19 protein-coding genes are annotated in these 21,216 nt (G+C 54.5%); 2 read left to right on the top strand and 17 right to left on the bottom strand.

Going from position 1 to position 21,216, the window contains the following annotated elements; all coding sequences use genetic code 11:
* Positions 1 to 70: 70 nt before the first annotated feature.
* From pssA to RBR60_RS08790, 6 genes are all read right to left on the bottom strand, one after another.
* Complete coding sequence (pssA, locus tag RBR60_RS08765) at positions 71 to 835, bottom strand: CDP-diacylglycerol--serine O-phosphatidyltransferase (protein ID WP_320355813.1); 765 nt, start codon at positions 833 to 835, stop codon at positions 71 to 73.
* Entirely contained in the window at positions 832 to 1,503 is a 672-nt protein-coding gene (locus RBR60_RS08770; RefSeq protein WP_320355815.1) for a phosphatidylserine decarboxylase family protein, read from the bottom strand. The genes pssA and RBR60_RS08770 overlap by 4 nt, the downstream gene beginning before the upstream one ends.
* A gap of 235 nt (positions 1,504 to 1,738) precedes the next feature.
* Entirely contained in the window at positions 1,739 to 2,392 is a 654-nt protein-coding gene (locus RBR60_RS08775) for a class I SAM-dependent methyltransferase (protein ID WP_320355817.1), read from the bottom strand.
* Between the two features lie 78 nt (positions 2,393 to 2,470).
* Positions 2,471 to 4,744 carry a DNA translocase FtsK gene (locus RBR60_RS08780; RefSeq protein ID WP_320355820.1) on the bottom strand — a complete coding sequence of 758 codons (2,274 nt, stop codon included), beginning with the start codon at positions 4,742 to 4,744 and terminating at the stop codon, positions 2,471 to 2,473.
* 12 nt (positions 4,745 to 4,756) lie between these two features.
* Positions 4,757 to 6,406, bottom strand: coding sequence for a ribonuclease J (locus tag RBR60_RS08785; protein WP_320355821.1), 1,650 nt, complete (start codon positions 6,404 to 6,406; stop codon positions 4,757 to 4,759).
* 153 nt (positions 6,407 to 6,559) lie between these two features.
* Positions 6,560 to 6,892: a hypothetical protein gene (locus RBR60_RS08790; RefSeq protein WP_320355823.1), complete on the bottom strand. Its 333-nt coding sequence runs from the start codon at positions 6,890 to 6,892 to the stop codon at positions 6,560 to 6,562.
* A 199-nt stretch (positions 6,893 to 7,091) separates the two neighbouring features.
* On the opposite strand from RBR60_RS08790, the gene RBR60_RS08795 reads away from it, so the two are divergent.
* The gene (locus RBR60_RS08795; protein ID WP_320355825.1) at positions 7,092 to 8,336 is read left to right on the top strand and encodes a M48 family metallopeptidase; all 1,245 of its coding nucleotides are present in this window, start codon (positions 7,092 to 7,094) and stop codon (positions 8,334 to 8,336) included.
* Between the two features lie 74 nt (positions 8,337 to 8,410).
* On the opposite strand, the gene RBR60_RS08800 is transcribed toward RBR60_RS08795, so the two are convergent.
* The 8 genes from RBR60_RS08800 to RBR60_RS08835 all read right to left on the bottom strand — a co-directional run bounded on the left by RBR60_RS08800 (position 8,411) and on the right by RBR60_RS08835 (position 15,990).
* The gene (locus tag RBR60_RS08800) at positions 8,411 to 10,117 is read right to left on the bottom strand and encodes a GspE/PulE family protein (RefSeq protein WP_320355827.1); all 1,707 of its coding nucleotides are present in this window, start codon (positions 10,115 to 10,117) and stop codon (positions 8,411 to 8,413) included.
* A 46-nt stretch (positions 10,118 to 10,163) separates the two neighbouring features.
* A complete protein-coding gene (locus RBR60_RS08805) occupies positions 10,164 to 10,316 on the bottom strand; it encodes a hypothetical protein (RefSeq protein WP_320355829.1) in 153 nt (50 codons plus the stop codon).
* Positions 10,313 to 10,696: a response regulator transcription factor gene (locus RBR60_RS08810; RefSeq protein WP_320355831.1), complete on the bottom strand. Its 384-nt coding sequence runs from the start codon at positions 10,694 to 10,696 to the stop codon at positions 10,313 to 10,315. The genes RBR60_RS08805 and RBR60_RS08810 overlap by 4 nt, the downstream gene beginning before the upstream one ends.
* Entirely contained in the window at positions 10,693 to 11,571 is an 879-nt protein-coding gene (locus tag RBR60_RS08815) for a HAMP domain-containing sensor histidine kinase (protein WP_320355833.1), read from the bottom strand. Before RBR60_RS08815 ends, RBR60_RS08810 begins: the two co-directional genes overlap by 4 nt.
* Before the next feature lie 4 nt (positions 11,572 to 11,575).
* Positions 11,576 to 12,460 carry an MBL fold metallo-hydrolase gene (locus RBR60_RS08820; RefSeq protein ID WP_320355886.1) on the bottom strand — a complete coding sequence of 295 codons (885 nt, stop codon included), beginning with the start codon at positions 12,458 to 12,460 and terminating at the stop codon, positions 11,576 to 11,578.
* A 73-nt stretch (positions 12,461 to 12,533) separates the two neighbouring features.
* Positions 12,534 to 13,784, bottom strand: coding sequence for a glutamate-cysteine ligase family protein (locus RBR60_RS08825; RefSeq protein ID WP_320355836.1), 1,251 nt, complete (start codon positions 13,782 to 13,784; stop codon positions 12,534 to 12,536).
* Positions 13,781 to 15,244 carry a RimK family protein gene (locus tag RBR60_RS08830; RefSeq protein ID WP_320355838.1) on the bottom strand — a complete coding sequence of 488 codons (1,464 nt, stop codon included), beginning with the start codon at positions 15,242 to 15,244 and terminating at the stop codon, positions 13,781 to 13,783. Before RBR60_RS08830 ends, RBR60_RS08825 begins: the two co-directional genes overlap by 4 nt.
* Positions 15,241 to 15,990 (bottom strand): C39 family peptidase, encoded by a 750-nt coding sequence (locus tag RBR60_RS08835; RefSeq protein ID WP_320355839.1) that lies wholly within the window; start codon positions 15,988 to 15,990, stop codon positions 15,241 to 15,243. The genes RBR60_RS08830 and RBR60_RS08835 overlap by 4 nt, the downstream gene beginning before the upstream one ends.
* A gap of 251 nt (positions 15,991 to 16,241) precedes the next feature.
* Here RBR60_RS08835 and RBR60_RS08840 point away from each other — a divergent pair, with 251 nt between their 5' ends.
* Positions 16,242 to 16,616: a hypothetical protein gene (locus RBR60_RS08840; protein WP_320355842.1), complete on the top strand. Its 375-nt coding sequence runs from the start codon at positions 16,242 to 16,244 to the stop codon at positions 16,614 to 16,616.
* On the opposite strand, the gene RBR60_RS08845 is transcribed toward RBR60_RS08840, so the two are convergent.
* From RBR60_RS08845 to murA, 3 genes are read right to left on the bottom strand one after another with little or no spacing between them, the layout of a single operon-like run.
* Positions 16,606 to 17,409 carry a TIGR02757 family protein gene (locus RBR60_RS08845; RefSeq protein WP_320355844.1) on the bottom strand — a complete coding sequence of 268 codons (804 nt, stop codon included), beginning with the start codon at positions 17,407 to 17,409 and terminating at the stop codon, positions 16,606 to 16,608. The genes RBR60_RS08840 and RBR60_RS08845 overlap by 11 nt on opposite strands.
* Before the next feature lie 57 nt (positions 17,410 to 17,466).
* The gene (locus tag RBR60_RS08850; RefSeq protein ID WP_320355846.1) at positions 17,467 to 19,986 is read right to left on the bottom strand and encodes a DNA internalization-related competence protein ComEC/Rec2; all 2,520 of its coding nucleotides are present in this window, start codon (positions 19,984 to 19,986) and stop codon (positions 17,467 to 17,469) included.
* Complete coding sequence (gene murA, locus RBR60_RS08855) at positions 19,958 to 21,214, bottom strand: UDP-N-acetylglucosamine 1-carboxyvinyltransferase (protein ID WP_320355848.1); 1,257 nt, start codon at positions 21,212 to 21,214, stop codon at positions 19,958 to 19,960. The genes RBR60_RS08850 and murA overlap by 29 nt, the downstream gene beginning before the upstream one ends.
* Positions 21,215 to 21,216 lie beyond the last annotated feature (2 nt).

A 21,216-nucleotide genomic window follows, 5' to 3' on the forward strand; every position in this document is an offset into this window, starting at 1 on the left:
AAAAAGGAATCCACCCCAGGTCAGGATTCGGGATGGATCCTCAAGGCGTCTTGCACGGTAGTCTGATGGATCAGCTGTCCAGCTTTTCTTCACCCAGGATATCTGCTGCAGCCCCTTCCTCGGTCTTTGACCTGCGCAGAAGCCCCAGGGGACCGGACAGGACATAGGAAAGGGAAATCAGAAAAAGGGCCACAGGTGGTTCGGCTGCAATAAAAACAAAGACCAGAATACAGGCCACAAGGACATGGAAGTTAAATCGCTTGAAAAGGCTGTGTTTCTTGAAACTACTGTACCGCACGTTGCTTACCATGAGAAAGGAAAGCACATAAAGCATGACCATGGGCACCACAGGCCATTCCACAAAATTCACCAGAGTGCGCTCACAGAGCAAAAGGGTGGTGGCCGCCATAGCCGCAGCACCCGGAATGGGAAGACCTGTAAAATCACTACCCGGAGCCGTATCCGCCATGGCATTGAAACGGGCAAGACGCAAAGCGCCGCATACCGTGAACAGGAAAGCCGCAAGCCATCCCAGCCGCCCCATGGGCTGCAGAGCCCAGAGATAAATGAGAAGGCCCGGCGCAAGGCCAAAGGAAATCAGGTCGGCAAGGGAATCATATTCCACGCCAAAACGGCTTGTGGTGTTGGTGGCGCGGGCCACCTTACCGTCAAGGATATCAAAGACAATGGCCACAAAAATGGAAATGGCCGCATTTTCAAACTGACCATTGATGGCCGCAATCACCGAATAAAAGCCACAGAAGAGATTCATGGACGTGAAAAGATTCGGCAATACATAAACACCTTTACGGGTACGGCTCATGGTTTTTTTCATTTCAGGCTCCCCAGGGTTGTGGTGCCCGCAAGGGTGCGATCCCCCTCCCTTACGAGGCACTCAAAATCAGGCGGAAGATAGAGATCCAGACGGGAGCCAAAACAGATGATGCCAAAGCGGACTCCCCGCGACACGCGATCTCCCTCCTGAACCTTACAGATAATGCGACGGGCCACAAGACCCGCTACCTGTACTGTCCAGAATTTCACAGCGGAAGGGGTTTCAATCAAAATGGCATTGCGTTCGTTTTCCTTTGCCGCCTTATCCAGATTGGCATTGAAAAAACGACCCGGCTGGTACCGCACTTCACGGACCATGCCATCAAAGGGAATACGGTTCACATGCACATTGAAAACCGACATGAAAATGCTGATCTGGAATGCCGGACCTTCACCGTAAGGCGAAGTTTCCACCCGCCTGGCCACCACGACCCTGCCATCCGCAGGTGAGACCCATGCATTGGGATCTGCGGGAATCAGCCGATCCGGATCCCGGAAAAACCAAAAGCAGAAAAGGCTTGCGCAGAGCCCAAGGCCCGTGAGCCAGTGCCAGCCGGAAAGGGCGGCAATGGCTGTGACAAATACCGCAACAAAAATAAAAGGATATCCAGCTTTTGCAATGGGAAAACCACTATCCGAAGGCGCATCCGGTCTTACAAATGCTTTCATGGGTCGTATACTGTCCATTCAGGGGGCGGTAGCCGTAAAAAATAGGACTCCGGAATACCTGGGTATTCCGGACGCCATGCGAGTTCATCGTCAGAGTCATGGGGGAATGTGCAAAACGAGGCGCCCATGAGATTCTCCTCATGGGACTTGGTCAAGATACCAAACCCATCCACGGGTGTCAATGGTGATGGGTTTTTGTTCCCAGGGCATCCGGTCCGCGCGGCTCCCCATGCGTTCAGCGGGGCAGATCCAAAGGAAGTTCACCGGGCCGATAACGGCGCAGCACCCCCAGGGTCTTTGTACGGGGCAATTCTTCAAAAAGGCCTGATTTTTTTGCGGTTTCATACACATACCAGGGTGCCTGGCCCCCGTCTTCGGGCCGTTCGAAGATATCATGCACCACCAGAAAACCGTCGGGCTGGATATGGGAAAACCAGCTTACATAATCCGTGTAGGCTGCGGCAAAGGTGTGGCCCCCATCAATGAAAACCAGGGAAAGCGGCGTGGTCCAGAAACGGGCGATGTGGGCCGAAGCCCCCACCACGGGTACCACCGTATCTTCAAGACCGCCCTCTGCAAGGGCGCTGCGGAAGAAAAAAAGGGTATCCATACGTCCGGTTCTCGGATCCACAAGATCGGGATCATGGTAAAACTCGCCGGGTTGCTGCTCTTCATTGCCCCGGTGATGATCGACAGAATAAAGGATACCGCCCCTCGCCCGGCATGCGGGCCCCATGTATAGGGCAGATTTACCACAATAGCTGCCGATCTCGAGGCAAGCCCCCCGCTCGCTGGCCGCATAGGCCAATTGAAAAAGACGTTCCCCTTCCTCAGGATCCATAAAACCTTTGGTTTTTTCGATCAGCTCTGCATTGTACACAAACCCCATCCTCTCATTAGAATTCCATCCAGGGTTCTTGGGGCAGGATTTCATAGAGAAGTCTTCGGCATCAAAGCGCCTTTTCTTTCAGGCTTCGGGATGGGACACGAGCACCTCTCTGGGTCGCGCACCATCCGCAGGGCCGATGACTCCCTCCTGCTCCAGGGTTTCAATGATACGCGCAGCCCGGTTGTACCCGATGCGCAGGTGACGCTGGATCATGGAAATGGAGGCCTGGCGGCTCCGGGCAACCAGAGCAAGGGCTTCATCATAGCGGGGATCCATGGCGGCGTCCTCCCCTTCATTCCCCCCATTTTCCCCATCCACGCCAAGCTCAGTTACTTCCATGACATATTCCGGTGCGCCCTGTTCCTTTAAAAAAGCAATCACCCGCATCAGCTCCTCTTCTCCGATATAGGCTCCGTGTATGCGCTGCAAACGCGCCGTACCCGGCGGAACAAACAGCATATCTCCGTTGCCCAGAAGGCTTTCCGCCCCCCCGGTATCCAGCACCGTGCGGGAGTCGATGCGTGAGGAAACCTGAAAAGCCATGCGTGTGGGAAAATTGGCCTTGATCACGCCAGTAAGCACATCCACCGACGGTCGCTGGGTGGCAAGAATAATATGAATGCCCGAAGCCCTTGCCATCTGCGCCAGACGGGCTAAGGCCACCTCCACATCCTTGGAAGCCACCATCATGAGATCCGCCAGCTCATCAATCACCACAACAATGTAGGGCAGTTTTTCCGCAAGCAGATCGTCCCCTTCTCCACTGTCTTCGGTTTCCTGACCGCCCTTTTCCTGAAGCACTCTGACCTTCTCATTATACTGGCTGATATTGCGGCAACGAAAACCCGCCAGCAGCTCATAGCGCCTTTCCATTTCCTTCACAGCCCAGAACAGGGCAGCGGTGGCTTTTTTCATGTCCGTGACCACAGGCGTGATGAGATGGGGGATGCCGTCATACACGGAAAGTTCAATGCGCTTGGGGTCAATCATGATCAGCTTCACCTCATCGGGAGAAGCCTTGAACAAAAGGCTTGAGATCATGACATTGAGGCCCACGCTCTTCCCCGCACCCGTGGCTCCGGCAATGAGCAGGTGGGGCATGCGGTCCATCTCCACGGCCACGGGCAGTCCCACAATATCCTTGCCCAGGCAGACCGTCAGGGGAGACCGGCTTTTCCGGAAGGCTTCAGAGACCACAATTTCCCGGAAGTGGACCATTTCCCGGACCGCGTTCGGAACCTCAATGCCAATGGCCGCCTTGCCGGGGATGGGGGCCACAATGCGGATGCTTAAAGCCTTCAGGGCCAGGGCCAGGTCATCGGCAAGGTTGGTGACTTTACTGATCTTGATTCCGGGAGCTGGCTGATACTCAAAGGTGGTGATCACAGGGCCAGGCGTCACCGTCACCACCCTGCCCACCACGCCGAAATCCGAAAGTTTCTGTTCCAGAATATCCGACTGCGCCCGTAAAAAGGCCTCGTCCACAGGGTGGATATTCTCAGGAATTTTTTCAAGGAGTTCTATGGGAGGCAGACGAAATCCACCCTCATTCCGCATCAGGGGAAATTCCTCCTGAACGGGACAGGGGCGGCTTTTGAGTTTTGCGGGCATGCGGGAGGCGATGAGTGGGGCATCTTTACCTTCTTTTTTCGGTACAGGGCCGGAAGGGAGGTTCGGAGTCAAAGCGGGTAAATCCCCTGATCCCGACAGCGCTTTATCCTTTCCCGTGGACAGGGCCAGGTTCAGGGACGACCCCACCCCAGCGCTTCGTCGCAGTCTCCCCAATTTTTGCCCCAGAATCCGAAAAAAAACACAGATTTCCTGCATGGCCTTCCAAAAAACCCTGCCCCCAAGGAAGAGACCTCGCAGCATCCGGCCTGGGGTCAGCCCCGTGGCCAGGGTAAGACCCGAAAGCAGACAAAAGAAAAGTACCAGAAAGGAACCCTGAACCTTTACATAGGATTCCAGTACATCCCGCAACAAACCAGCAACCAGCCCCGACATACCCAAGGTCGCATTGAAAAAGGGGTTTCCAGCGCCCAGAGCACCCGTGGCCAGTATCAGGAGCAGTCCTCCCAGGGCCCGTAAGCCCGGAGAAAAGGGATGCGGCCGCTGTTTCAGCACCCGCCAGGTACTCTCGCCCATGAGTACCGGAAGCCAGAAGGCCCCAAGACCAAAACAGCCCAGAAGAAAACCGGCAATCCACGCACCCACAAGACCAAAACGATTCTGCACGTCAAGCCCTCCCGTGGCGCGCAGAATGGAGGGATCCTCAGGATGGAAGCTGATCAGGCTCCCCAGAAAGAGAACCGCAGCAAAAACCAGAAAAAGTGTTGTAAATTCCCGCCGCATGGGCAAACTCCGCTAGACCTCGAAAATCTGGGCCAGAATGATGGGTCTCCTGCGGATGGTAAAATAAAAATACTGGCGCAGGGCCTTCTGCAGTCTCGATTTGATAATCTCCACCCGATTGGGCGTATCCGGGCCCACGTCCTCCACGATTTCCAGAATCACACACTGGGCGTCATCCAGAACATGGCCCGTCTCTGTCCAGAAAACAAAGCCTCTGGAGATCAGCTCAGGCCCATAAAGCACCACACCGGTTTCCTGATCAATGACCATGGTCACAACAGCAATGCCGTCTTCGGAAAGAATCCGCCTTTCCCGCAGCACACTCCGGCCCACATCCCCGATGCCCTTACCGTCAATGAGAATCCTGCCCGTATGCACCACAGGCCCCATGCGGCCGCCCTTTTCATCAAAAACCACACTCTGCCCGTTTTCCGCCAGAAGTACCCTTTCCCTGGGTATACCCGTTTCAACAGCCAGACGCGCATGGTGCACAAGGTGGCGGTATTCTCCGTGGATGGGTATGAAATATCGGGGCTTTGTGAGGTTCATCATCAACTTCAGTTCTTCCCGGAAGGCATGGCCCGACACGTGCACATCGGCCATTTTATTGTAAATCACATTGGCCCCTCTGCGGTAGAGGCTGTTGATGATGGCGGTGATGGCCTTTTCATTGCCCGGTATGGATTTGGAAGAAAGAATCACCGTATCCCCGGAACGGATGCGGATCTGCTTATGCGAGCCTTCCGCCATCCGGGAAAGGGCGCTCATGGGTTCCCCCTGGCTACCCGTGGTAATCATGATGATTCTCTCATCGGTATTCTGCCCCATCTGCCCGAGATCCATCTCCATGCCTTCGGGAACGGAAAGATAACCAAGCTCACGAGCCACCCGCACACTGAGTTCCATGCTGCGGCCATTGAACACCACACGACGCCCCATTCTCCGTGCAATGTCCACAAGCTGCTGGATCCGGGCCACATTAGAAGCAAAAAGCGCCACAATCACACGGCCCGGAGCGTCATGGATCAGCTGCTCCAGGGTGCGGCCCACGGTTTCGTCGGAAATGGTGTACCCCTCTTTTTCCACATTCGTGGAATCCGAGAGCAGAGCCAATACCCCTTCTTTGCCACAGAGGGCAAAGGCATTGACATCCGTGATCATGCCATCCACGGAATTGTGGTTGATACGAAAATCCCCCGTATGCACCACAAGCCCCTGGGGTGTCTGGATGCCCATGCCCACGCCATCCACCGTACTGTGGCTGACACGGATGAATCTCACGGAAAACACACCGATATCCAGAACCTCCCCGGGTCGGATCACCCGGAGATCCGCTGCCGTGGGATAGTCAAAATCTTCAAGCTTGTTGGCAATAATGCCCATGGTAAAAGCCGTTCCGTATACAGGAACGGAAAGCTCGCGCAGGAGGTAGGGCAGCGCTCCGATGTGGTCTTCATGGGAGTGGGTGATGAGGATGGCCCTTATTTTATGGGCATTCCCCCGAATATACTCCATGTCCGGGATGACGATATCCACGCCCAGCATATAATCTTCCGGAAACATCAGACCCGCATCCACCACGAACATGTCGTCTCCGTATTCAAAGACCATCATGTTCAGGCCAATTTCACCAAGTCCTCCCAGCGGTATGATCTTCAGCATAAAGGAATGCCTCCAGAAAAATTGAGGTGGGTTCGCCTCTGAGCCCTTTTCTTCATTTTGGAAAACAAAGCCCTGGAACATTCCTCCCAGGGCCATGCGATGCGCAGCACAGAAAAACCACAAAAAAACGCCATTGCCATGACAAAGGCACAATCAGGCAACAACCCCCGCTTCTTCCAAGAGGGCGTCCACCATATCCACAATCCAGTTCCGCTGCGCCTCCGTTGCATACCCCATGCAGGCACAATGCATGGTTTTTCGGGTACGGATCAGAAATTCACAGGAAAGGCGGGTTTCTGACAGATCGAGGGCCACAACATGGGGGGTACACCCCGTATGCAAACTCTGATCCGGGGTATACAGGGATTCGGGGACGGGGATCCAGTAAATTCCCCCCAATGCCGCCGCGCCATGGCGGGCTTCCAGAATCTTTTTGAGTCTTTCATACTCCTGAAGCCTCAGGGTATCCACAACATATTGTTTCATGCGCGTCCATCTTTTGTCTTCAATGGGCTGGTGAACAAATAAAATCCTGATATCTCTACCATGCTTTTCCCTTGCAGGCAAGGCGAAGGCCGGAAAACAGATAGACATTGCCATCCGCAAATGTTTCATTTATGAAGCTTGCTGTTTTCAGCCAAGGATCCGTCCAGGCGCGGAATCGGCCTTTTTCAGGAGAATCTGCATGCCCCCAGCATTTCTTATCCTCATTTTTTTGCTGCCCTATCTTGCCGCAACCGCCTTCGAGCATTTTCTTTCCTGGTGCAACGACCGTCATCAGGTGAGGCCGGAGACCCTGCCTCCCGTTTTCCGGGATACCCTGGATGCCATGAGTCTCTCCCGTATGCGCGATTACGCCAGGGATCGCAACCGCTTCAGCATCCTGCACCGCATCACCACGGATGTCGTACTGGTAAGCGCCCTCATGACCGGACTTCTTCAGGCCCTTGATCTCCGCCTGCATGGCCTGCATCCGGTGATCGCGGGTCTGCTTTTTTTCGGTTTCATCGGCCTGGCATCTTTCCTCATCGGCCTGCCCTTTGACTGGTCTCACGCCTTTATCATTGAAAAACGCCATGGGTTCAGCACCAAAACCCCCTTGACCTGGATTCTCGACCAGGTCAAGGGTCTCGCCCTTTCCCTCCTGCTGGGAACAGCACTGCTTTCCGGTATTCTTGCCATCTGGTTCTGGGCCGGGAGTCTCAACTGGTTTTTTGCTTTTCTGTTGGTCATGGGGTTTCAGCTTCTCATGATTTTTGCTTATCCCCTCTGGGTGGCTCCCCTTTTCAATACCTTCACCCCCCTGGCCGAGGGCCCGCTGCGCCAGAGCATTCTTGAACTCTGCCAGCGGACAGGCCTCGACGTAAAGGATATCCTTGTCATGGACGCTTCCCGAAGAACGGCCCACACCAATGCCTACATGGCGGGGCTGGGGCGAAGCCGACGGATTGTCTTTTACGACTCTCTTCTTCAAAAACATCCGCCGGAAGAAATCATCGCCATTCTCGCCCATGAAATCGGGCACTGGAAATTCCGCCACCTTCCCAAACAGATTTTCTTTTTCGGCTCAGCCGCCTTTTTGCTCTTCTGGCTTGCGGGAAAGCTCATGGACTGGCCCCTTCTCTATACGGCCTTTGGATTCGCCTATCCCCAGGCCCATACGGGCTTTTTCCTGCTGGCCCTGCTCTGGACACCCGCAGGACTTCTCCTCTCCCCCCTTTCCTGCGCCCTTTCCCGCCGCGCCGAATACAAGGCGGATGCCTTTGCCAAAAAAGCCTGCGGCTCCGGAAAAGCCCTCCAATCCGCACTGAAGCGCATGGCTAAGGACAATCTTTCCAATGTCAGCCCCCATCCCCTCTATGTTTTGTTTCACTACACCCATCCGCCGCTGGCAGAGCGGATCGCCGCCCTGGAAGACAGGGGATGCTGAAAATCTTACCCCCGGCCTTTATGCCAGAACATCAGAGAGTTTGCAGGCCCCATATCCCCCCCTCTGCCCGCCCTTCACAGGCTCACAGAAACGGTCTTATCCATCACCCGCTCCACCTCTTCCATGGTGGTGAGACCCCGCAGCACCTTTTTCAGGCCATCTTGGTACAAAGGTTTGAATCCCTGCATACAAGCCAGCCTTTCAATCTCCACAAGGGAGGCATTTCTTGAAATCAGATCCCTGATTTCATTGGAGATCAGAAAAATTTCGTGCAGGGCGATCCTTCCCATATACCCCGTAAAATTACAACGGATACACCCCTTGCCCTTATAAAAGAACACCCGCTCTCCCTTTTCCCGGATAAAATACCGATCCGCTTCTTCCTCGGATAAGGGATAGGCCGTTTTGCAGCTTTCACATATACGCCTCACCAGGCGCTGGGACATTACCCCCATAAGGGCCGGTGACACAATAAAGGCAGGCACGCCGATGTCCAGGAGCCGGGTTGTCGCCTGGAGGGCGGTGTTGCTGTGCAGGGTCGCCAATACCATGTGGCCCGTCAGGGCGGCCTGGCAGGCGATTTTAGCGGTTTCCAGATCCCGGATCTCACCTATGAGCATCACATCAGGATCCTGACGCAGAAAGGAACGAAGAACTGCGGCAAAATCAAGACCTATGGCCGCATTGGCCTGCACCTGATTCACCCCTTCAAGCCGATACTCCACAGGATCTTCCACGGTCAGGATATTGATTTCATCCGTGTTGAGACGCTTTAAAACGGAAAAGAGCGTGGTGGTTTTTCCCGATCCTGTGGGGCCTGTTACGAGAAAAACTCCGTTGGGCGATCCTGCAACCGCTTCGATATGGTGAAAGGTTCTGTGGGAAAAATCCAGATCCTCCACACTGGGAATCTCCCGCACCGCAAGCTGGCCCAGAAGCCGGAGCACAATCTTTTCCCCGGCAAGGGCAGGGGCTGAGGAAAAACGGATATCTATGGCCCTGTTTTTAAGCTTCAGGCTGATGCGACCATCCTGAGGCCTTCTTTTTTCCGTAATATCCAGACTGGCCATCACCTTGAGCCGCGAAGCCACAGGCGCCAGCAGGGGAAGATCCATCTTCAGCCGGGTCTGCAACAGGCCATCGATGCGAAAACGGATACGCACAAACTCTTCGCTGGGATCAATGTGGATGTCCGTGGCCCTTTCCTTGATTCCCAAAAGGATAATGCCACTGGTAAAATCAACAACCGCCTTGTCCCCGGCAATCTTTTTCAACTGCTCGTCGGTAATCTTGCTTGTACCCTTGAAAAGTGCGTTTTCCGCAATTTTATTGATAAACTCTTCCACACTTTCCCTGGATTGATACTGAATCTGAAGCGCGTCCTCAATGTCTTCCGGGAAGGTAAATACGGGACTGATGGGCATCCCCGCCACCCTTGCCGCATCTTCCAGCGCCGCAAGATCCAGGGGATTGGCCGTGGCCACGGTCAGGGCGCTGCCCAGCCGGTACAGAGGAATCATCCGTTTTTGCGTGGCAAACTCCCGTCTCAGGAGGGCAATGGCATCGGGCTGAAAAATACTTTTCACCAGATCCACATAGGCATAGCCAATGGCATCCCCCCACATCTTCCCAAGCATCCCTTTGGAGGCCACCCCTCCCTTGTGCAGAAACCTGAGAATTTCAAAATCATCACCCTTGAATTTTTCCCGAAGACTCTGCGCATCTTCTGAGGTAACAAACCCCAGGGCCACAATTTTCTGAATAAAGGCAGGATTATTCATGGATTTTGATCCTTATGGAGGGGGGAAGAAATTTTGCAGCGGCAATTTAAGTTTTCTGGCCTTTGTCTTTACCCTTAAGGCTGCTGAACATTTTACGGATCTGCTCCTGGGAAAGCTTACGATTCATGTCCTGCTTTTTAATCTCTTCGTCTTGCTCCACTTCTTTCATCAGGTCTGAAAGTTTATACCTTTCTCTCATGGCTTTTCTCCCATATCAGCGACAATCTGCAAGATGGCTTCCTTGAGTTCGGAATAGGGCGTGTCTTTACGGATATAATCATCCGCTCCTGCTTCAATGCACTTCGAAATGGTTCCCATATCTGCAACGGAGGTCAGCATGGCAATGCGCACAAGGGGAAACTTTTCCTTCATCTCGGAAATCACTTCATCTCCGTTTCGGATGGGCATGTTCACATCCATCATCACCAGATCCGGAAGCATTTTTTCCACAAGAGCCAAGCCTTCATCTCCGTTTGCCGCCTCGCCCACCACATCCAGCCCCACTCGCTGCAAAACAGACCGAAGGTAGGTGCGGATGTGGGCCTCATCATCCACCACAATGCACTGCACTTTTTTCATGTCATCTCCGTGGGAATGCGAAAACCGAACTCCGCTCCCCCTTTGCTGCCATTTCTGGCAAAGACTTCCCCACCATGGGCATTGACAATTCTTTTGGAAATGAAAAGTCCAAGCCCCGTACTCTTTTCCCCTGCTGTACTTTTCACGCTTAATGTACTGAAAGGCGCAAAGAGCCTGTCTTCCTCCCCTGGGGGAATCCCAGGACCCGCGTCTTGCACCTCAAAAAAAGCAAAACCCGCCTCAAGCCCCATGGAAACATGGATATGCCCCCCTGGATACGAATACTTGATGGCGTTTCCCAGAAGATTATCCATCACCTGGCTGATCTTACCGCTGTCAAAGGGGAAAAAAACCTTGCCTTCTCCTGAAATTTCCTCCATGCGGATATGTTTCTGATCCGCCAGGGGCTGGACAAGCTGGATGCGCGTCTTGGCAAGGCGCACAAAACAGGCTTTTTCCCTTTTCAGTTGCACAAGCCCTTCGGATACGGCGGAAAGATCCAGAAGATCATTCAAAAGATGCAAAAGCTCATGGGACGTTTTGGAGATCAGAGAAACAAAATCCCTTTGCCCTTCGCTCAGATCCCCCATGGCCCCATCCAGCAGCAGATCCGCAAACCCCCTTATGGAAGCCAAAGGGTTACGAATATCGTGGGCCGCCATGCCCATCAGACGATTTTTCTCCTGAATCAGATCCGCAAGACGCCTTTCCACCCTGGAATAATCCACCACAAGGGATCTTAAAAATTCTCCGATGATCCTCTCATCCACGAGCCTGGCCCTTGCTTCAAGCAGATCCATCATCGCCTGGGCAGAAGCTACCTCCCCAGAATCCTCTGCCTGTAACACCGGCTTTGTGAATAAAAAAGCATCCATGCTTTCAGGCCTTACGCGCCAGGAGGGCATCAATGTTACCAATTTTCTCATAAGGAATGTTTTTCAGAAAACGATCCACGCCTACGTTTTTCAGATCCCGAAGCCGCTTCACCAGCATCTGGATGGATTTGAAATCCCTGATGATCCCGCCATGCTGGGGCGCAATCAGGGTAAAGGGGATCCCGGAAATCACCTCCATGGCGTAGCGCAGGGCCCTTTCCGATGTCATGATTTTCTGATGAAAATCCAGAATATCCATGACCGGACAGATTTTATTCAAAGACCTGCACCGCCTCTCATCCTCCATCTCCAGCGCACGCTCACACCGAATGCAGTCTTCTTCAAAATCCAGATAAAAATCCGTATGCACACCATAACTCCCAAAGATATCACTGGTGAACAAAATTCCCGTTTTCTCATCAAAGGTGATGAAATTCCCTTCGGAATGGGCGTAGGGCGTATAATAAAAACGGAGCGTCCGGCCTGTCCTGAAACGAAAGACCTCCCGCACACTTTCAGTGGAAATAATTCTCGATCTCGCTCCGTAATGGCGGATGAACATGATGTTTTCGGATTTTGATAAAATCTGCAGATCCTCTTTTTCTATCATGTCCTCCATATGCGGAAGACTGCCGCAGAGATCGGGATCATAGTGCTGATAAATGAGGGCGGAGATCTGGCTCGGATGGATCCCCGTTTTCAGAATTTTCATCATGACCTGGGGGAAATCCGGTCTGCTTCCGCCATCAATCAGAACCGCTTCCTCCCCTTCCACAATGAGATAGGGGTTGCAATGGAGTCCCGCCGGTCTGTCATAAAAACCCACCCAATAGACCCCAGCGCCCATATGCACCGGTTCGTACCGAAAAAGCTCTCCTCCGGAATCCACTGCCAAGCCCCCCTTTTCAGATCAGGCCTCTCCATCGCCGCACCCAGACAAGCCAGTCCATCCTTACATTTTTTTAAAAATCGCCCTGGAGCCCCTTGCCTTCAAAGGGTTTTCCTGTGCTCTGGCAATGGGCCAGCAACGCATACACCTTAAAAATTCTTTCTGGCCCCGGATTTTCCCCCAACGCTTTCCGGATGCGTGAGGCAAGGGTTCCTCCGGTAAGCCGCTCTTCCACAAGCCCTTTATCAAAACCAAGCTCCGGGCAATGACCTGCCAGTTTCTCATACCAGATTTTCCAGAGATCCCCTGCCTGTACGGGCGAGGAAAGACCATAGAGCTTTAAAAGTGAAGGGGATGTGATCTGCGCATCCTCCCCCCTGGCAATGGTTTCGTGCAAAAGGGCGGCGAGGGTTTGCGTTTCCGCTTTTTTCTGGGTCTCAAAGGACGCCAGTCTTTCTTCCACAAACCCCCGTACCGCCGCTGCCACAAGGGCGATCACAGCCAGATCCATCTCCACGGCTTCCTGGGTGTCCACAAGACGAATCTCAATGGCGCTGCGATCAAAACGGGCAATGGCTCCCCGCGAGTTCAGCCACTCCCCATGGAGAATCCCCGAAGGATCCAGGGGTGCAATGGCCTTGTACATGGGCTCCAGGATCTCGTTTGCATAGGCTTGGGGACCAAACACCGCCTCTGGGATGATATGCCCTGCAATCTCGGGCACCCTGGCCTGGTTGTGCCTGTACACAGAAAGCCTTGTATCGCTGAGGCCCGTAAGCCTGCCGTCTGCCATGGGCGTACTGGCGCAGAGGGCGGGAATCAGTGGAAGTACGCAACGGATGGCCCCATGCAGGCGGCCGAACTCCTCCGCCCCGCAAAAGGGGAGATTTAAATGAACGCTCTGCAGGTTGACCCAGCCATGACCCCGGCAGTCAAAAATCCTGTCATAGGCCCTGTAGATTTCCCTTTGCCCATAGGGCCAGAGAACCGCTTCCCGAAAAGGGTCCATGAAAGGATGCATGCCCGTCCCCAGGAGCCTGGCCCCCAGGGGGGCAAGGCGGGCCTGAACATGATCCACAGCCAGACGGAACGGCTCCATGAGGCCGGAAAACTCCCTCACAGGGCCGTCGGTCTTGAATTCAATCACATGGGCGGCCAGTTCATTGGAAATCCGTACGCCATCGAGGGATCTCTCATTTTCCACCTGACCCGTGGCATCCTGCAACAGCCTCTCCGCAAGGGGGCGGACGCAAAGGGTTTTTGCGTCCACAATCATCAGCTCAATCTCAATGCCATACCCTTCAAAAAGGCCCAGCGCCTTCATCGGCTGCCCTTTCTTCGCATCACTTCATCATAAAAGTGCGCCATGATCCGGTCATAGAGCCCATCCTTCAGAACCGCATCCTCAATGCCCACATCTATATTGGGATTATCGTTGATCTCAATTACATAGGCTTTACGACCAATGAGTTTCACATCCAGTCCGTACAAACCGTTCCCCACGAGCCGGGCCGCTTTCAAGGCGGTTTTCAGCACCACTTCAGGTACAGCACCAATGGCCAGTGTTTCCGCATCTCCCAATCGGTTATCCCCGGTTTTTTCCCAGTTCACAATCTGCCAATGACTTCTTGCCATGAAATATTTGCAGGCAAACAGGGGTTGCCCCCCCAGCACACCGATACGCCAGTCAAATTCCGTAGGCGTGAAAGCCTGGGAAATAATGAGGTCCGAGCGTTCCAGAAAGCGCTCCGCCTCCCGCAAAAAGGCCTCCTTGTCATCCACCTTCACCACTCCTTGGGAAAAAGCGCTGTCCGGTTGTTTGAGGATGCGAGGCCAGGAGCCCGAAAGGGCTGCGGAAGCCAGATTATGGCGGGAAATGATCCTGGTTTCAGGAGTGGCAATGCCATGGTGGGTTAAAAGCTCTGCCAGATACACCTTATTGGTGCACTTGATAATGGATAAGGGATCGTCAATGACCACAAGCCCTTCAGCTTCCGCCCTCTGGGCAAAACGGAAGGTATGATGATTCACGGAAGTCGTTTCCCGGATGAAAAGGGCATCAAAAAAACCGATGCGATGGTAATCATGCCGGGTGATGAGGCTCACATTGAATCCCGCCCGCTGCCCTGCCTTGACAAAACGTTTCAGGGTCGCCTGACTGGAAGGCGGCATTTTCTCTTCCGGATCCATGAGAATGCCAAGGTCGTAGCCCTTGCGCTCTGGTCTTTTGGGACGGGAAGTCGGACCGGCCAGATAGGCTTCGGCAAAGCGTACCAACTCAGGAAAGTGATCATCCGGAATTTCACTGACCCCGATCATGCGGATGGTCCGGAGCTGCCACTTGTCCTCCTTTTTCACAAAATGCACCCGCAAAAGAGGGCACTGAAAAAGGTTAAAGATTTCCATGGCAATGCGATCGTAGCGTTTGGCAAGGTTTCTGCCGAAATAAATACTCAGCTCAAAGTCTTCGGCATGCAGATGTCCAAGACTCTTCTGGATCATCCGGTCCAGATCTTCTGTGACAAGGCGCACCACGGGCATGGACTTGATATCCTGCACAGCTCCGATGGTGGGAAAGGCCTTGTGACCCCGGGCCGCAGCCAAAAGGGATACATAATATCCCGTGGATTGGTAGCGGTATGATCGACAGAGGTTGAACACCCGGGCGCGTTTCATGGTAAGGAAGCGCGCATCCATCAGATAATCCCGGGATCCCACTACTTCGGCTCCCGAAATGGAGACAGGCCACCTTGCAGGCATGTCCACCACAATAATATCGCTCATGAACGAAAGACCTCCTGTTCTTTTTCCGGAACGAGGATGAGAAGATTGGCGTCAAAGGTCAGAACACCCAAAAGCACCGCATGGATCAAACGGCGCATGTCCACAGCATAGTAAGGTCCATAGTATCTCGGATTAACGGTATAGGGGTCTGCGATCAGCACCTTTTTCCGGACACGGTCATAGCCCCGTAATACCACAAAATGCCCGCTGGGACGCCCACGGAGATCATCATCCTTGCTGGTTTCCGGAACCTCCCGCATACAATTGTACAGGTATGTGGCTGAAAGGCCGGTAAGGATGGGGACGCCGCTGTCCAGATAGCTCCGGATCAGCCTTGCGGTAAAATCCCGGTAGCGGATTTTACCTCCCAGTTCAAGAAAATGCAGATAGCCTTCCGTCGCACTGCGGAAGGCATGATTTCTTCTGTGGGCCATCTGCCGAACAAGACGACCCTCCAGAAATGTCCCATCCACATCCCGGTCTCCACGGATTCCCTTAAACCAGGTGGGGTCAAACATCTGAAGATCGTTGGTATACAAGACCGCGCGATAGCCTCGTCTCAGGGCATGGCAGCCCAGATGTACGGCAAGGGTCCCCCCGGTGTCCACCCGCCGCACTTCCGCAAGGACGCTCTCCATGGATACCGGCTCCGACTCCCAGTAGCTGTAGATGGCGTAAAGACAGGTAGGCCCACAGCTTTCATCATCGGGCTGGGGCAGAATACTCAAAGGAAGCCGGGACGTCATGGGTTTCTCCCAGAAACGAACGATAAGGATCTTTGATAAGAAACTTCTTCATGGAAAATCAGTTGGGTATGAATCCACTCCTGGCGGGCGCTTTCCCTGTTTTTTTTAGTTTACGCCAAGGCATGACAAAAAAACAGGGGGGATTTTTTTATTCTTTCCATTTCCTTTTAAGCCTTTATGCTATATTATAAAACAGCGTTTAAGAATGTGGGGTTACAAAGAAAATCCCATGGCAGCAAAGGAGGTTTCCCATGATTCAGCCCATCTCAGGTTTCAATTCCTATAGCGTATCCCAGATCCAGCCCACATCCCCGCGTCCTGTCCAACCCCAGGAAATTCCCCGGCAGGTCCAGGAGCAAACCCTGCAGGATGCGGCGATTTATGAGCCCTCCAACCAGGCTCGGGAAATGGTGGCTGCCGGTTATGGACCTGACGCTGCGCTGAGAACGTCTGGTGCTGAAACCGCGCAGGCCCTTTCCGCTTCACAGGAAAATACCCCGCCCGCAACGCCTTCTCCGGCCCAGAGGGCACAAGCCCTTTACCAGCAGCCGGAAAGCGTGATCCGCGAGTTTACACGCTCTGCGGGCCAGTCCATGCCGGGTCAGCAGGTGGATATCATGGTATGACCCCCTGTAATGGTGCTGAAGGGATAAAAAACGTTTCTGGCGTCTTCTTCTCAAAAATACCGATGCGGGTCAAAGCAAAATCGTAACGGACCGGATCTTCAGGTGCAAACCGGGCAAAAGCCCGGGTAATTTCCCTTGTGGTTTTTATATCCCCTGATTTCCGGTCCGTCATTTTTCCGGAAAGGGCAATACGGTGCATATGCACATCCAGAGGGACCAAAAGTCTTCTTGGGCCCACATCCTCCCAGATCCCCACATCCACAGCATCCTTTCTCACCATCCAGCGTAAAAAAAGATGGAGCCTTTTGCAGGCGCTTCCCTTGTCAGGCCGGGGCAGCAGATGGCCCGGATCCGCAGGCGCATCACGCAGAATTTCCCCAACAAAGCCCGTAAGTCCTTCCAGAATATCCCCTCCTCTGTCGTGCAAGGCAAAGGCCGCACGCAGACTCCCATGACGGACAAGAACCCCGCGAATTCCCCCCATGAGACCGGCCATATGCCCCCCATGGGCAAATCGGTGTCGGAACCCTGTGAAATGTCTTTCCAGCACGGCCGGATCCTGATCGCACAGCCAGTCTCCGGGCCGGGGTCCTGTAAGGCTGAAAATCTTCTGAAGACTTTTAAGAATCTGCTCCACCCGGCCATAGGCCATGAGACCCGCCACAAGTCCGGCGACTTCCACATCCACAGAATTTTCAAAGGCGTAGAGCGTTTCCAGAGGATCGGGATGCACAAAACTGCGATGGGTGTAACGCTGGTAAAGATTTTCAAGAACCTCATGGTCCAGATTCATACAGCATCCTTTCTGCGGCAAAGGAGCGGACTCCCCAGGGTCAGACAGGTAAAAAACTCACCATAATCGATCCCAGGGCCCTGTGGGTGTGTACCGGGCCTCCGGCCCCTTTTTCCCGAACACAAGATGGATGGCGCCGCCCTGATCCGTACGCAGGACAGCCGTCCCTCGGGCTTCCAGCCGTCGCAGCACAGCCACAGAAGGGTAATGGTAACGATTCCGGGTACCACAGGAGATCAGAACCATGGCGGGATTCACCTCCCGGAGAAAAATATCCGTAGTGGAAGTCCGGCTGCCATGATGCCCTGCCAGAAGCACATCGGAAACCAGATCCTTTCCGTATCGGCCCGCATAAAAAGCCTCGGCCTCACGTTCCGCATCTCCGGTAAAAAGCATGCTGCCCCCCAGGCTTTGCATGCGAAAAACCAGAGAAGCGTCATTCACACTGGAAAAAATCCGGTTCTCCGCCCCAAAAAAATGAAACCGCACATCCCCAAGAAAAAAGACCTCTCCTCCCGGAGAAGGATGTCGGATACGGGTTCCCTGGGCTGCGAAGGTTTCCGCCAGAGCCCTTCCCAGGGGCTCTTTCAGACCTGCCTCAGATATCCACAACTCTCCAACCCGATACCGCCCGGCAAGGTAAAAAAAACCCTGGATATGATCCGCGTGGGGATGGGAAACCACCAGGGCGTCAATGGTGCGTATTTTCTGAAAATCCAACCAGGGGGAAAGAATAGCGCGCCCCGTATCCAGGGAATCGGCCCAGGGAAAACCGCCACCGTCCACCAGTATCACACCGCCGCCGGGCAGACGGAGCCCCGCAGCAGAGCCTTGTCCCACATCAAGAACGGTGACCGTAGGCTGGACGGGCCCCAGACGGGCAAGCGTCCAACGCACGCCATTGGCTCCAGAGGCCAAAACCAGGAAAAAAGCCAGAAGCAGACGCCCACGCGGCCAGCCCCCTTCCTTTGGAAACCCCAGCCAAAGCAGCAAGAAGCCATAGAGAAGCCCCACCTCCACCAGGGTGATACCCCCACGGAGAACGGCAAAATCCGGCCGCGCACAGATTCTCGCCATGCCATTACCCAGCATGACAAGCAAACCCGCCCCATGAAGCAAACCATGCCCCAGATCTGAAAACAAGGAGAGAAAAAGCCCTGCCATCCCCAGCGGAAGGGCCAGCATACCCATGAGGGGTACCATGACAAGATTCACCCAAGGCCCCACCACGGATACTTCCCGAAACACAAACAGACAGATCGGAGCTGTAAAAAGGGCTGCAAAAATTGAGGTTTTGCACAAACCCGAAAGTCCCTTTCCCAGTCCGGCCCTTCCTGGGGCCCCATGAATGGAAAGGGGGTAGCGTGAAAAGCCCAGAATCAGGCCTGCCACGGCGGATACACTGAGAAGAAAGCCCGTTTCCACAAGCCGCTGGGGATTCTGGGCCAGAAGAAGGCCCACGGCAAGCCCGAGGAGACTCCATACATCGGTCGTGCGGTGCATGACCAGTAACCCTAAGCCTCCTGCCACCATAATCACAGCCCGCAGCGCCGAGGGCGCGCCCCCAGATATCAGGGCGTAAGCCACAGCCAGAGTCAGGGCGGGCAGGGCGGCAGCCCTGGCCGTGAGACCTTGCTGGGTCAAAATGGGAAAAAAACGAAAAAGACGTTCCGCTCCCCAGAAAACCGCTCCGGCCAGCAGGCCCACATGCAGACCCGAAATGGCCAGAAGATGCCCAAGCCCACTGCGGGCATAGGCTTCCCGCAGGGCAGGTTTCAGAAGGCTCCGGTCTCCGATGAGCATGGCCCTCAGTACGGCAGTGGCATCCTCATCCCCAACGGCCTTGTGGATCTTTTCCCCAAGGCCCAGTCGGAAACGATCCACCCGCGCTCCCCATCCCCCAGGAGCCGGGTCCAGCACCTTCAGATCCCTGCCGCGGCACCAGATGCGGCCGTATACGCCCCGCCCATGCTGAAGGCTTCGAAAATCAAAGCCTCCGGGGTTTTCAAAGTTCTCAAAGGGCCGGATTTTTCCCTCAAAACGCACAAGACTTCCCGGAAGGGGTATTTCCAAGGCTTCCACCAGCGTGAACAGCAGCCTTCCCTGAATCTCTCGCCTTTCATCCCCCGGGCCTTTCACATGCACATCTTCCAGAAAGGTCTGGACTCTTCCCTGTCGAGGCTGGGGCAAGCCCTGAATACGCCCCTCCACCACCAGGGTCTTCTCCCCTGCAAAGGCAACAAGGGCCCTGGCCTGCTCTCCTGAGAGATGCACTCCAAGGCCAATGGCGTGTCCCATCATTAAAAAAACCCCAAAGGGCAGAAGGCTGAAAAGACTTCTGCCAGGAGGATTGCCATGTTCCGGTTTTTTCGGATCTGAGGGGAAAAAACGGGGAAGAAAGAAGAAAATCGGAATAAAAAGCAAAAGAAGAAATCCGGCAAGCCCCAGAGCCCAGGGAAAGGAAAGGGGCCAGAACCTTGCCCAGAAAATACCCGTCAAAAAGGCCAGCACCAAAGGGAGGGCAGGCCTTTTCCAGAATACATCCGGATCAACGGATACGGCGGATACGCGCCCCAAGTCGGCTGAACTTTTCCTCAATGGCCTCATACCCTCTGTCCAGGTGGTAGACCCGATGCACCACCGTGGTATTGGTGGCCACAAGGCCCGCAAGAATCAGAGAAGCGCTGGCCCTCAGATCTGAAGCCATGACCGGCGCACCGGAAAGCTCTTTCACACCCCGGATCTTGGCCGTATTGCCCGCATGAAGGCTGATGGCCGCTCCCATGCGCTGGAGTTCGCTCACATGGATGAAACGATTTTCAAAAATGGTTTCTGAAATGACGCTGGTGCCTTCGGCCATGCTGAGCAGCACCATGAACTGAGCCTGCATGTCCGTGGGAAAACCCGGATAGGGCTGGGTGGTGATGTCCACACTCTGAATGACCTCAGGCCCCCGGACACGGGTCCAGTCCGGTCCTGTTTCCACAGAGGCTCCCGTAGCGCGCAGCTTGTCAATCACCGCACGAAAGTGATCGGGGTTGCAGTCCCGCACCGTCACATCCCCGCCCGTCAGAGCACCGGCCACAAGGAAGGTGCCCGCTTCAATGCGATCCGGGATGATGGTGGTACTGACGGGTTTCAGGGAGGACACACCCTGGATGATGATCTTGGATGTCCCCGCCCCCTGCACAGAAGCTCCCATGGCATTCAATACATCGGCCAGGGCCACAATTTCAGGCTCCCGGGCAGCATTGCGCAGAATGGTTTCGCCATCGGCCAGGGATGCGGCCATCATGAGATTTTCCGTTCCCCCCACAGTGGGCATATCAAAGCAGATGTCCGCACCCTTCAGACGGTGAGCTTCGGCTTCCACATACCCATGGTGCAGACGGATCCTGGCTCCCATGGCCTCAAGTCCCTTGAGGTGAAGATCCACAGGCCTTGCGCCAATGGCGCAACCGCCGGGCAGGGAAACCCGGGCACGGCCCAACCTTGCCACCAGAGGACCGAGAACCAGGATGGAAGCCCGCATCTTTCGCACCAGGTCATAGGCGGCTTCCGTTCGGTTAAGGCCCTGGGCGTCCACCGCAACCTCCCCCTCCCCCTGCCTTGTGACGCTGCAACCCAAGTCTTCCAAAAGAAGAAGGATGGAGTCAATGTCTTTAAGTCTTGGGACATTTTCAAAGGTGCAGGTTCCTTCCACCAGAAGGCTTGAGGCCAGAATGGGCAAGGCCGCATTTTTGGCTCCGCTGATGCGCACCTCTCCATGCAGGGGAACCCCCCCCTTAATTTCTATACTGTCCATGC

It is taken from the genome of Desulfobotulus sp. (genome assembly GCF_034006065.1).
Classification (GTDB): Bacteria; Desulfobacterota; Desulfobacteria; order Desulfobacterales; family ASO4-4; genus Desulfobotulus.

What these genes read in the sequence shown, in the direction of transcription:
- RBR60_RS08840 (WP_320355842.1), top strand. Translation starts at nt 16,242, where the DNA reads ATGATTCAGCCCATCTCAGGTTTCAATTCCTATAGCGTATCCCAGATC.
- RBR60_RS08785 (WP_320355821.1), bottom strand. Translation starts at nt 6,406, where the DNA reads ATGCTGAAGATCATACCGCTGGGAGGACTTGGTGAAATTGGCCTGAAC.
- RBR60_RS08800 (WP_320355827.1), bottom strand. Translation starts at nt 10,117, where the DNA reads ATGAATAATCCTGCCTTTATTCAGAAAATTGTGGCCCTGGGGTTTGTT.
- RBR60_RS08810 (WP_320355831.1), bottom strand. Translation starts at nt 10,696, where the DNA reads ATGAAAAAAGTGCAGTGCATTGTGGTGGATGATGAGGCCCACATCCGC.
- pssA (WP_320355813.1), bottom strand. Translation starts at nt 835, where the DNA reads ATGAAAAAAACCATGAGCCGTACCCGTAAAGGTGTTTATGTATTGCCG.
- RBR60_RS08805 (WP_320355829.1), bottom strand. Translation starts at nt 10,316, where the DNA reads ATGAGAGAAAGGTATAAACTTTCAGACCTGATGAAAGAAGTGGAGCAA.
- RBR60_RS08835 (WP_320355839.1), bottom strand. Translation starts at nt 15,990, where the DNA reads ATGACGTCCCGGCTTCCTTTGAGTATTCTGCCCCAGCCCGATGATGAA.
- RBR60_RS08825 (WP_320355836.1), bottom strand. Translation starts at nt 13,784, where the DNA reads ATGAAGGCGCTGGGCCTTTTTGAAGGGTATGGCATTGAGATTGAGCTG.
- RBR60_RS08780 (WP_320355820.1), bottom strand. Translation starts at nt 4,744, where the DNA reads ATGCGGCGGGAATTTACAACACTTTTTCTGGTTTTTGCTGCGGTTCTC.
- RBR60_RS08770 (WP_320355815.1), bottom strand. Translation starts at nt 1,503, where the DNA reads ATGAAAGCATTTGTAAGACCGGATGCGCCTTCGGATAGTGGTTTTCCC.
- murA (WP_320355848.1), bottom strand. Translation starts at nt 21,214, where the DNA reads ATGGACAGTATAGAAATTAAGGGGGGGGTTCCCCTGCATGGAGAGGTG.
- RBR60_RS08790 (WP_320355823.1), bottom strand. Translation starts at nt 6,892, where the DNA reads ATGAAACAATATGTTGTGGATACCCTGAGGCTTCAGGAGTATGAAAGA.
- RBR60_RS08815 (WP_320355833.1), bottom strand. Translation starts at nt 11,571, where the DNA reads ATGGATGCTTTTTTATTCACAAAGCCGGTGTTACAGGCAGAGGATTCT.
- RBR60_RS08845 (WP_320355844.1), bottom strand. Translation starts at nt 17,409, where the DNA reads ATGAATCTGGACCATGAGGTTCTTGAAAATCTTTACCAGCGTTACACC.
- RBR60_RS08830 (WP_320355838.1), bottom strand. Translation starts at nt 15,244, where the DNA reads ATGAGCGATATTATTGTGGTGGACATGCCTGCAAGGTGGCCTGTCTCC.
- RBR60_RS08775 (WP_320355817.1), bottom strand. Translation starts at nt 2,392, where the DNA reads ATGGGGTTTGTGTACAATGCAGAGCTGATCGAAAAAACCAAAGGTTTT.
- RBR60_RS08795 (WP_320355825.1), top strand. Translation starts at nt 7,092, where the DNA reads ATGCCCCCAGCATTTCTTATCCTCATTTTTTTGCTGCCCTATCTTGCC.